Below are 10,633 nucleotides of genomic sequence, written 5' to 3'. Positions count from 1 at the left end.
AACCGACGCGACCGTCCTGCCCACCGAACTCACCGCATAGCCTCAAAACGAGATCACCGAGTGGCCGTCGATACACCACTCCAGCGGACGCGACCGCGGCATCTGGTCGCGGGTCTGCGGGGGCTGGGACTGTTGGGTAAATGGCATGTTCCGGCGAAGTCTTCGCTGTTCAGAGCCCGGCAACGGCTCGGCTTCGAACCGCTCCAGGTGCTGTTCGCGGCGACCGCAAAGCCGATGGCCAACGAGTCGACGCCTGGCGCATTCTGGCGGGGCCTGCGGCTGCTGGCCGTCGACGGGACCTGCTGGGACGTCGCCGATACCGAAGCCAACCAGGCCGCCTTCGGCCGTCCCGGCAACGGCCGCGGAACCAGGCGCAGTGCATTCGTCCAGGTGCGGATGGCGGCCCTGGTGGAAGTAGGCAGCCATGCGGTGCTGGACGCGGAACTCGCCGGCTGCCGGACCGGTGAAGTCACCCTCGTCGGCCGCCTGCCCCGGTCCTGCGACGCGGGCCAGCTGGTCCTGGCCGACCGCGGGTTCCTCGGCGTCCCGCTGTGGCGAGCCTTCACCGCCACCGGGGCTGACCTGCTGTGGCGGGTGCCGGCCAACCGCGTCCTGCCCGTCCGCAAGCTGCTTCGTGACGGATCATGGCTCTCCGACATCCACGCCGGCACCGACCCTGCGAAACGAGACCCGGTGCAGGTCCGCGTCCTCGCCTACCAACTCAAAGACACCGGCAGCGCCGCTGCGCAAGACGACTACCGCCTGGTCACCACTCTTCTGGACCCCCGCCGCTATCCAGCCAGGCAGCTGGCCGCGCTCTACCGTGAGCGCTGGGAAATCGAATCCGTCTTCGCCGAGATCAAGACCTGCCAGCGCGGCGCGAAGGTGGTCCTCAGCAGCAAGACACCCGACGGTGTGCTCCAACAGATCTGGGCTCACCTCCTGGTCCCACGCGCTGCGGGAACTGATGCTGAGTGGGCGGTTTGTGAGTCTATGGGTTGTTCTGGTGTCGCCTGATGGTGTGGGCGTAGCCGGAACGCTCCGGTCCGGTGCCGGTGGCCTGCTGGGATCGGTGGGATGAGTGAACGCAAGCCGTACCAGAGCGACTTGTCCGACGAGCAGTGGGCGTTGATCGAGCCGGTGCTCACGGCCTGGAAGAACCGGCACCGCATCGGATAGCGGCCACCAGGGCCGCTATCCGATGCGGGAGATCGTGAACTCGATCCTCTACCAGTCCCGGACCGGCTGCCAGTGGGCCCTGTTGCCGAACGACCTGCCGCCGAAGAGCGCGACGTACTACTACTTCGCCGCCTGGCGGGACGATGGCACCGACCAGCAGATCCATGAACTCCTGCGCTGCCAGGTGCGGGAGAGGAACCGGCGGTTAGAGGACCCGACCCTGGTGATCCTGGACACCCAGAGTGTCCGGGCGGCCACCGGGGTCCCCGCGGTCACGACGGGCAAAGACGCCGCGAAACGGGTGCCTGGCCGCAAGCGGGGACTGGCCGTGGACGTCCTTGGCCTGGTCATCGCTGTCACCGTGGTGGCCGCGAGTGTCCACGACAACGCCGCCGGCATCGCTCTGCTCGACCAGGTCGCCGTCGCGGCCGGCGGCTCGGTCAGCAAGGCCCTGGTCGACCAGGGCTTCAAGAACCAGGTCGTCACGCACGGGGCCGCCCTCGGCATCGACGTCGAGATCGTCCGGCGCAACCCTGAGGAGCGGGGATTCGTTCCGCAGCCGAAACGGTGGCGGGTGGAGCAGACGTTCGGGACCCTGATACTGCACCGGCGCCTGGTCCGCGACTACGAACATCGCCCGGCCTCCTCCACCTCACGCGTCTACTGGGCCATGACCCACGTCATGGCCCGTCGGCTCACCGACGCGAGCACGCTCACCTGGCGCGATCCGCAGGTGGTCGGCGCGTGAACCTCAACCCCCTCCTTCAGGCGCTCGACCTTCAGGAAGACGCAGCCCGGGCCCTGACCGACGATCTCCGCACCCAGATCGACACCCTTCAGACCCAGCTCCGCGAGGCCGAACTGCGTCTGGAACACCTCGCCATCACCCGCACGACCATCACTGGCCTCGCCGACCGAATCCCGGTCCAGAGTCCCGACCCAGCAGGGAGTCTGGAGCTGCCCGAGCACCCGGACTACCCGCGCATCCTCGCCGTCTTCAACGGCACCACCGGCCCCCTGAGGGCCCGAGACATCTGCCAGGCCCTCGACTTCGAGCTCCTGCCGAAACACATCGAACGCACCCGAGCCAAGATGAAACGCCTGGTCACACTAGGAATCCTCACCGAGGCCGAGCCCGGCACCTTCAGCAAGAAGCAGTAACCAAGTCCGGAACGGACATCAACTTACGAACCGCCCACTAAGCTTGGCTTTAAACCCCACCAAGATCATTTCTTGGTGGGGTTTGTCGTTCGCCTGACAGCTGGACGGCCTCTGCTTGATCATGTGTTTCCGCCAAGAGACACGTTGATCAACCAAAGGCCGTGATGGACAGTCTGCAAGACGGCGCCGTGCGCGTCGAGGCCCTGGCCGGGTTGTCCCGGTTTCGCCGTGAGCTGTACGAGTGCCTGACGTTGCGGGCGGATGCTCTGTTCGAGCTCATGGACGCGGTGCTGTGCGCCGACGGGCCGGTGACGTCCCTGCCGGAACTCTCGCTGTCGGGGGTGCATCGGCGCGGGCACGGAGCGATGTACGACGCGCTGGCCCAGGGGCACATCAACGTGTCCCGGCTTCGGGTGGCGCTGGCCGGACTGCGGCTGCCGCGCGGGGCGGACGGGCAGCTGTCGATCGCGTTGGACGTCACGCCGTGGCCGCGTCCGGATGCCGAGTGCTCGCCCGAGCGGCTGCACTGCCACCGTCCGTGCCGGTGCGACGGGGTGCGTCAGACCATCCCGGGCTGGCCGTACCAGGTCGCGGCGGCCCTGGGTGGGGGTCGCTCCTCGTGGACTGGGCCGCTGGACGCGGTGCGATTGGGGCCCGAGGACGATCCCACCGAGGTCACCGCCGCCCAGATCCGCGACCTTGTTGCCCGCCTGGAGCGGGCCGGGCAATGGCGCTCGGGGGACTTGCCGGTGCTGTTCGTCCTGGACTCCGGCTACGACCTGGTTCGTCTGACCTGGCTGCTGCGCGAGGAGCCGGTGCGGCTGCTGGGACGCATCCGCGCGGACCGGGTGATGCGCGCCCCGGCCGGCAAGCGCCGCGGGACGAACCCCGGGCGCCCGCCCCGACATGGAGCGGAGTTCCGCCTGGCCCAGGCCGCGACCTATCCGGCGCCGGTCCAGGAGTCGGTCGGCGTCCACCACCGCTTCGGTCAAGTCCTCGCCCGCTGCTGGGGCCGCCTGCACCCCAAGCTGGACCGGCGCGGCTCCTGGGCTGACCACGAAGGCGAACTCCCCATCGTCGAGGGAACGTTGGTCCATCTGGCGGTCGAGCACCTGCCCGGCAATCGCGACCCCAAGCCGCTATGGCTGTGGCACAGCGACCCTGACGCCACCGCGCACGACGTCGACCGCCTCTGGCGGATCTTCCTTCGAAGGTTCGATATCGAGCACACTTTCCGCTTCTTCAAGCAGACGCTCGGCCTGACCCGACCCCGCTTGCGCACCCCCGAACAGGCCGACCGGTGGGTGTGGCTGATCCTCGCCGCCTACGCGCAACTCCGTCTCACCCGGCCCCTGGCCGAGGACCTCCGGCGTCCCTGGGAAAAGCCCCTGACACCGGATCAGCTCACCCCGGGCCGGGTCCGGCGCGGCTATCCCCGCATCCGACGGACCGTGGGCACTCCAGCCCGCGCGCCAAAAGCCACCCACCCCGGCCCAGGCCGCCCCAAGGGCCGCACCTCCACACCCGCACCCCGCCACCCAGTCGGCAAGAAACAGCGCAAAACGGAGATGCCTAGACGCCGCGGGGCCGAGCAGCAGCCTTAAAGATCAAGCTAAGAGCGAGGGGTGTCCTTTTTTTGAGGATGTTTGCCGACGGGGTGGCGGGGCGCGGGGCTACTCGTCCGGCCTCGTGGGCGCCCTGGGCCGGGGCGGCTGGCTTTCGGCGGTCTGGCGGGGGTGCCCAGGATCTTGCGGATACGGGGATAGCCGCGGCGAACCCGGCCCGGGGTGAGTTGTTGTTGTGTCAGCGGTTTCTCCCAGGGGCGGCGCAGATCGCCGGTGAGGGGGCGAGCGAGTCGGAGTTGGGAGTAGGCGGCGAGGATCAGCCAGACCCATCGGTCGGCCTGTTCTGGGTGGCGCAGGCGGGGGCGGGTCATGCCCAGGGCCTGCTTGAAGAACCGGAAGGTGTGTTCGATGTCGAATCTTCTGAGGAAGATCCGCCACAGGCGGTCGACGTCGTGCGCGGTGGCGTCGGGGACCGAGTGCCGTAGCCATAGCGGCTTGGGATCGCGGTTGCCGGGCAGGCGCTCGACCGCGAGGTGCACCAGTGTTCCCTCCACGTTGGGTAAGTCACCTGGGTGGTCGGCCCAACCGCCCTGGCGGCGTTCCAGTTTGGGGTGCAGGCGTCCCCAGCATCGGGTCTTCACGCGGCCGAACCGGTCGTGGACAGTAGCTGATTCCTGGACCGGGTCCGGGTGGGTGGCCGGGTCGGCGAGGCGGAAGGGCTCGCCGTGACGCGGTTGCCGGCCTTTGGTGGGTCCCTTGCGACGGCCTGGCGGGTGGTGCATGACACGGTCGGCGCGGATGCGCCCGAGCATGCGGACCGGTGCGTCACGCAAAAGCCAGGTCAGGCGCACGATGTCGTAGCCGGCGTCCAGGACGAACAGCACCTCGGGGTCACCCTCGCGCCACTGGCCAGCCTCTCGCAGGCACGTGAGCAGGTCCCGGATCTGGGCGGCGGTGACCTCGGTCGCATCGTCGTTTGGGCCGAGGCGGACTGCGTCCAGCGGACCGGTCCACGAGGTCCGTCCCCCGCCCAGCGCGGCGGCGACCTGGTACGGCCACCCGGGGATGGTCTGCCGGACCCCATCGCAGCGGCACGGCCGGTGACAGTGCAGCCGGTCCGGTGAGCACTCCGCGTCCGGGCGCGGCCACGCTGTCACGTCCAGCGCGATCGAGATCTGCCCGTCCGTCCCGCGCGGCAGCGTGAGGCCGGCCACGACGCACCGCAGCCGCGACACATCCAGACGCCCCCGGGCGAGCGCGTCGTACATCGCCCCGTGCCCACGCCGGTGCACCGCCTGAAGCGACAACTCTGGCAGCGACACCACCGGGGAACCGGCACACAACACCGCATCCGTCAACTCGAACAACGCATCGGCACGGCGCGGCATCGCCGCATACAACTCCATCCGAAAGGACGACAGTTCGGCAAGCGCCTGCCGATGAGCGACTTCGTGGACGACACTCGACACCGGCGACCTCCTGGCCCGTTGTGCGACTAGACATCACACAGCGTGAAAGGGAGGTCGTCGCCATGTCCGGAAGATTCCCATGTGGGTGAACGACTCGAACCCCAAACGATCACCGAAGGTTTAATTTCAAGCTCATGCGGCCCGGCTCAGCGCGTCGACCTCGGCATCGTTCAGGATGACCTGAGCCGCCTTGGTGTTTTCCTCAACGTGGGCCACGCTGGACGTACCGGGGATAGGCAGGACCACCGGCGACCGTCGCAGCAGCCAGGCCAGGGCCAGCTGCGCGGGGCTGGCGCCGTGCTCCCTGGCGAGGTTGTCAAGCGGGCCGCCGGAACGCGCCAGCTGGCCTGTGGCCATGGGGAACCACGGGATGAAGGCGAGGTTCTCCCGCTCTGCGTAGTTCAGCACAGGCTCGGCGCCACGCTCGACGAGGTTGTACATGTTCTGTACCGAGACGATCTCCGCGATCTCCCTGGCCTCTTCGATCTGCGGGACACTCACTTCCGACAGTCCGATATGGCGGATCTTGCCCTCCTGCTGTAGTAGGGCCAGCTCGCCCAGCTGGTCACTCAGCGGCACCTGGGGGTCGATACGGTGCAGCTGATAGAGGTCGATCCGCTCCACACCCAGGTGACGCAGGCTCAGTTCGGTCTGCTGGCGCAAATACTCTGGACGGCCGAGCGTACGCCAGTCGTCGGGGCCCGAGCGGGATAGGCCACCCTTGGTGGCGATGACGAGGTCGGCAGGGTAGGGGCGCAGAGCCTTGCGAATGAGTTGCTCGCTGACGAAGGGGCCGTAGGAGTCGGCGGTGTCGATGAGGTTCACGCCCAGTTCGACGGCCCGGCGTAGCACCCGAACCGCCTCCCCGGGGTCCCGCGGGTCACCCCACACTCCGGGACCCGTCAACTGCATCGCTCCGTAACCGAGTCGGTTGACGGGCAGGTCGCCGCCGATTCGGAACATGCCCGACGCGTCGGCAGGACGTGAGATTTCGTGTGGCACGGTGTGACTCCGTAATTTCTGGTCGCCGTTCGGAGGTGAACGTCGCCTACGTGGGTAGTGCTTGGGCCGCCGACCGATGAATAAGGGCTACTAGGGGTAACTTAGACGTCGGTGATGCGAAGCCCGGCGTGCGCCTTGTACCTGCGGTTGATCGAGATGAGGTTGGCCACAAGACCTTCGACCTGGTGGGCGTTGCGAAGTCTGCCAGCGAACACTCCGCGCATTCCGGGGATGCAATCGGCCAGGGCCAGCACGGTGTCGGTGTCGGCGCGGCTGTCCCCCAGGACCAGGACGTCGGTCTCGATTGCCTCGATCTGCGGGTCCATCAGTAGAACCGCGGACAGATGGTGGAATGCGGCTGTAACCCGTGAATCTGGCAGTAGCGCGGCCGCTTGCTCTGCTGCGCTTCCTTCCGGGGGGCGGATCGCGTAAGCCCCCTTGGAGTCGAAGCCGAGAGGATTGACTGTGTCGATGACAAGCTTGCTCGCTAGTTCCTCCCGGAGCGACTCCAAGGTGGTGTCGTGACCATCCCAAGGCACAGTGACGATCACAATGTCACTGCGCTTGGCTGTCTGAGCGTTGTCGAGGCCGATGACCCCCATGCCGATCTCGGCTGCAGCTGCCTGGGCGCGGTCGGTGGTGCGCGAGCCGATGATCACTCGCATTCCTGCGCGGGCGAGTCGGTAGGAGAGGCCTCGGCCCTGCGGACCGGTGCCGCCGAGGACGCCGACGACCTGGTTCGAGAGGTCCACGGTCTCGGGGTGGGGCTGCGCGGTTTGCGTCTCGCTGACTGGGGGGAGGTTGGTGTGGCTCATGGGATTCCTTTGGCAGGGGGTTGGGATGACGGTGGGGTAGGGCGTCCTTATGTCTGGAGCGCCGTTGCGAGGACGCCGCGTGTGTGGCGCCCCACACCGAGGTGCACGGCGAGCTGGAGGTCATCGGGGGTATCGACGTCAAGTCGGATGCCAGGCACCTCGAGGCCGGTTATTTCGTGCGCCCCGCCCTGGCGGTGGCGGTCACTCGAGTTGCCCTCGAAGGACGGGCTCAGCCATTGAGGACGTAGCGCGGCGAGCAAGGTAGTGCCCTGCTGAGTGTGGTCCGCGAGGAACGCCCGGTTGTGGCCGGCTGCCGAAGCCAGGACCTGTTCCAGTTCGGCACTTCGCATTGCGGGCAGGTCTGCGGTCAGGGTCGCGATGGGCCCCTCCAGGGCTCGGGTGGCTGCTCTGTGGATCGCGACGTTGAGCCCTGTCCGTGGGTGGTCGTACACGGGCAGAGCCCCGAGGGATGAGGCCTCCTCAGCAGCTTGCTGGTCGTCTGTCACCACTAGAACGGGACCAATGCCATGGGCGTGGAGCACGGCATCCAGAGTGTCCCTGAAGAACGCGTGTGCGAGGTCCTCGCGCACCGCGCCTTGTATGGTGGCCAATCGGCTTTTGGCCTGGCGGAACGACTTAACTGGGAGCACGATGGTCCAAGTCGGTGGCATGGCTGTCACTCCGTGGTGGTCGCGGCGGGTTGGGTCCTCGCAGCGCGATCGCCCTCAGCCTGACAGTCGGCAAAAGGCGTGCCTTCTGCACCTTCACTGGCGTCATACCGCGCGACCATGTCGCGCACCCAGGAGATTGTGCTTGGCTCGGACGGACTGTGCAGAGGCATTGACGTGCTCCTGGGCGTTCTTCTGGCGTCGGTCGGATGGATGCTTGTGGCTCCGCCGCCCGGATGGGGGTTTCATTGCCGGAACTGTGGATGCCATAGCTGTCTACGGATACGCCGCCTGGGCGTCGCGTCTTGCGGGGACCCGCGGGTTTGAGGTCATGTTCCCAGAGTCCGCGCACATTTCAGGGCGGGGCGCACGCAGATCACGGCGTGCTGCGCGCCGAAAGATAAGGCTCTAATATGGAATAAAACTCGAAAGTCGCCCACGTGTGAAATGGTGTCCAAGGATCCATGGGGAACTGTTCGCCTGCTGGGTGGGGTTTGGCTAGCCCCTCCGACCTTCATAATCCGGCCAGCCGCAGTGGTCGCGAGATATTTTTGCAGGCAACTCGGACATCGAAGCGCTGGGTCGGCTGCATGGGCATAACGAGTCCTTCGTGATCTTTTGGTCTCTTGATGTAGCGATTGCCGAGATGTTCGCGCCTGGATCCGCAGTGCCGCAGGTTCGCTCATTGGCTGCGCTTGCCGCCGCTGCGCTTTTCGGTCATCAGACCTACCAGGGCCAGCAGCGCGAGGGCGATGACTGCGGCACCATACTCCCGTGCCGTGGTGAGCAGGCCGCCGAAGTGCACGACGAGGTAGCCGGCGATGACTGACGGCACTCCCAGGCCCAGGTAGGACACGACATAGAGCAGGGACAGGACGCCGGACCGCTCATGAGCCTGGGCCAGTGGCATCACTGTGCGGACTCCGCCTTGGAAGCCACTCCCGAAGCCTATTCCCGCTATGGCCGTTCCGATGAAGAACGTGATCGGTGAGCCGGTTTCCACAGCGACGAGAGTCAAAGTGACGCCTGCCACGAGAGTGCTAATTCCCGTAAACATCACGATTCGTGCCGGCGCTGACCGCAGAACGAACGCCACGACGGCAGCCACTCCAGCTAGTACGAAGAGGGCCATCCCGCCGTAGACTGCGGAATCGGAGCGCGTGAGCGCCCGGGCCAGGGCCGGACCAAGGGAACCGTAGAAACCTGCCAGTGCCCACACCGCGAGCAGGATCGGCGCCGCGTTCAAAACTGCGCGCCGCACCGACTTGGGCAGCTTGACGTCGGGAACCAATGTCGCTAGTGCTCCCGGGGCCGGTTCTAGCGTCTCCCGCATAACGGCCACACCCGCAGTCTGCAGTGCGAGCACCACGATCAGGGCCACGTACACCAGATGCGTTGGCGCCGGCAGATACTGCACGAAGAAGGCGGACACTAGGGATCCGCTTGCCGTACCGAGGCCCGGGGCGAAGGAGTTGGCGACGGTGCCCCGCGGCCGGTCGATGTCCAACATACCCGCGCCGACCGCGCCCAGTGCAGCACCTGTGGACAATCCCTGTACCACGCGACCAATCATCAGTTCCGGGACGCCCTGCGCGGTAGCGAAGATCAACATCGAGGCGGCCTGGGCGCCAAGGGCTACCAGCAGCACTGGCCGCCGACCCAGATAGTCGGAAAGCCGTCCGAGGGTGAGCAGCGAGGCCAGGACGGCTATCGCGTACACGCCGAATACGATTGTGGTGGTCGTCGGATTGAATCCCCACCTCGCCTGGTACACGGCGTAGAGAGGGGTCGGTGCGCTCGACGCGGCCAGGAACGAGACGACGATTGACGCCAACAGGTAGAAAGCCACTCGTGGGGGAAGTGATCCTGCGACGAATCGACGCCGCGAAGGACGAGACGGGCCGTGCGCGGATGTGTGACGTGGGCTGCTGCTGCCGACGTGGCCGCCATCGGGGGCTGGCATGATCACGTCGTGATCCTGTGTAGCGAGCTGCGCAGGCATTACACCGCCTATGAGTGAGTAGACCTGTCTGTCTAATTTGGAGGACTGAGCTGTCCAACACCGGCTTGCCGCCATTCCTTCCCAGCACGTCGAGGGCGGCGACACACGTTCGTGCGACGGCCCGGCAAAGACCGCCCCACTCCCGTCCCAGCCCGCTACGCTCTTCACGCCCAAGCCGTTGACCAGCGCTAATGAAGAAGTCCGGCTGAAGTACTAGTGTCCTGCGCCAGTAGTTGATCGTTAATTGCTATGTGACTTCTACTGCTGGTGCGTCAGTTCCTCGTCGGGGCCCGAAGCTGGAACCGCTGTTGCTGTCCGTGGAGGAGCGGGCGGTGTTGGAGCGGTGGACGCGTCGGGCGACGTCGGCTCAGGCGCTGGCGTTGCGGGCGCGGATTGTGCTGGCGTGTGCGAGGCCGGAGGTGCCGCCGATTGTCGCGGTCGCCCGGGATCTGCGGGTGGCCGCGGACACGGTCCGCAAATGGCGGCGACGCTTTCTCGCTGAGCGGCTGAGCGGCTGAGCGGCTGAGCGGCTGGACGGGCTGGTGGACGAGCCGCGGCCGGGCCGGCCGCCCACCATCAGCGTCGATCAGGTGGAAGCGGTGGTGGTCACCACGTTGGAACAGCTGCCGAAGAACGCCACCCACTGGTCGCGGACGTCGATGGCCCAGCACAGCGGCCTGTCGAAGTCGACCGTGGGCAGGATCTGGCGGCAGTTCCAGCTCAAGCCGCATCTGGCGGACACCTTCAAGCTGTCGACGGACCCGTTGTTCGT

At 66.8% G+C, this 10,633-nt stretch carries 10 protein-coding genes and 1 pseudogene; 6 read left to right on the top strand and 5 right to left on the bottom strand.

Features of this window, described 5'->3' with window-relative positions; all coding sequences use genetic code 11:
• Window positions 1-60 precede the first annotated feature (60 nt).
• The 4 genes and pseudogenes from ACIA8E_RS40850 (at window position 61) to ACIA8E_RS40835 (ending at window position 3,944) form a co-directional block, all read left to right on the top strand.
• On the top strand, window positions 61-1,017 hold the full coding sequence (locus ACIA8E_RS40850; protein WP_399307025.1) for an IS4 family transposase: 957 nt from the start codon (window positions 61-63) through the stop codon (window positions 1,015-1,017).
• A 60-nt stretch (window positions 1,018-1,077) separates the two neighbouring features.
• Window positions 1,078-1,927: pseudogene (locus tag ACIA8E_RS40845) on the top strand (IS5 family transposase).
• Entirely contained in the window at window positions 1,924-2,340 is a 417-nt protein-coding gene (locus ACIA8E_RS40840; RefSeq protein WP_399307022.1) for a hypothetical protein, read from the top strand. The pseudogene ACIA8E_RS40845 and the gene ACIA8E_RS40840 overlap by 4 nt, the downstream one beginning before the upstream one ends.
• A gap of 164 nt (window positions 2,341-2,504) precedes the next feature.
• Complete coding sequence (locus ACIA8E_RS40835; protein WP_399307019.1) at window positions 2,505-3,944, top strand: NF041680 family putative transposase; 1,440 nt, start codon at window positions 2,505-2,507, stop codon at window positions 3,942-3,944.
• Between the two features lie 8 nt (window positions 3,945-3,952).
• On the opposite strand, the gene ACIA8E_RS40830 is transcribed toward ACIA8E_RS40835, so the two are convergent.
• The 5 genes from ACIA8E_RS40830 to ACIA8E_RS40810 all read right to left on the bottom strand — a co-directional run bounded on the left by ACIA8E_RS40830 (window position 3,953) and on the right by ACIA8E_RS40810 (window position 9,708).
• Window positions 3,953-5,374 (bottom strand): NF041680 family putative transposase, encoded by a 1,422-nt coding sequence (locus ACIA8E_RS40830; protein WP_399307017.1) that lies wholly within the window; start codon window positions 5,372-5,374, stop codon window positions 3,953-3,955.
• A gap of 132 nt (window positions 5,375-5,506) precedes the next feature.
• Entirely contained in the window at window positions 5,507-6,337 is an 831-nt protein-coding gene (locus tag ACIA8E_RS40825) for an aldo/keto reductase (RefSeq protein WP_399307030.1), read from the bottom strand.
• 140 nt (window positions 6,338-6,477) lie between these two features.
• Window positions 6,478-7,191: an NADPH-dependent F420 reductase gene (gene npdG / locus ACIA8E_RS40820; RefSeq protein WP_399307014.1), complete on the bottom strand. Its 714-nt coding sequence runs from the start codon at window positions 7,189-7,191 to the stop codon at window positions 6,478-6,480.
• A gap of 47 nt (window positions 7,192-7,238) precedes the next feature.
• Window positions 7,239-7,862: a 2-phospho-L-lactate guanylyltransferase gene (gene cofC / locus ACIA8E_RS40815; protein WP_399307011.1), complete on the bottom strand. Its 624-nt coding sequence runs from the start codon at window positions 7,860-7,862 to the stop codon at window positions 7,239-7,241.
• A gap of 679 nt (window positions 7,863-8,541) precedes the next feature.
• On the bottom strand, window positions 8,542-9,708 hold the full coding sequence (locus ACIA8E_RS40810) for an MFS transporter (RefSeq protein WP_399307008.1): 1,167 nt from the start codon (window positions 9,706-9,708) through the stop codon (window positions 8,542-8,544).
• A 470-nt stretch (window positions 9,709-10,178) separates the two neighbouring features.
• Between ACIA8E_RS40810 and ACIA8E_RS40805 the strand changes: the two genes are divergently transcribed.
• Both ACIA8E_RS40805 and ACIA8E_RS40800 read left to right on the top strand, forming a co-directional pair.
• The gene (locus ACIA8E_RS40805) at window positions 10,179-10,379 is read left to right on the top strand and encodes a helix-turn-helix domain-containing protein (RefSeq protein WP_399307027.1); all 201 of its coding nucleotides are present in this window, start codon (window positions 10,179-10,181) and stop codon (window positions 10,377-10,379) included.
• A gap of 24 nt (window positions 10,380-10,403) precedes the next feature.
• On the top strand, window positions 10,404-10,633 hold a 230-nt coding region (locus ACIA8E_RS40800), incomplete at its 3' end, for a helix-turn-helix domain-containing protein (RefSeq protein WP_399307005.1).

This window comes from Streptomyces sp. NPDC051664, assembly GCF_044453545.1.
Classification (GTDB): Bacteria; Actinomycetota; Actinomycetes; order Streptomycetales; family Streptomycetaceae; genus Streptomyces.
This window is presented reverse-complemented; position numbering and strand designations above follow the sequence as displayed.

Coding starts and splice junctions, on each gene's coding strand:
- ACIA8E_RS40825 (WP_399307030.1), bottom strand. CDS start 6,337: ATGTTCCGAATCGGCGGCGACCTGCCCGTCAACCGACTCGGTTACGGA.
- ACIA8E_RS40835 (WP_399307019.1), top strand. CDS start 2,505: ATGGACAGTCTGCAAGACGGCGCCGTGCGCGTCGAGGCCCTGGCCGGG.
- npdG (WP_399307014.1), bottom strand. CDS start 7,191: ATGAGCCACACCAACCTCCCCCCAGTCAGCGAGACGCAAACCGCGCAG.
- cofC (WP_399307011.1), bottom strand. CDS start 7,862: ATGCCACCGACTTGGACCATCGTGCTCCCAGTTAAGTCGTTCCGCCAG.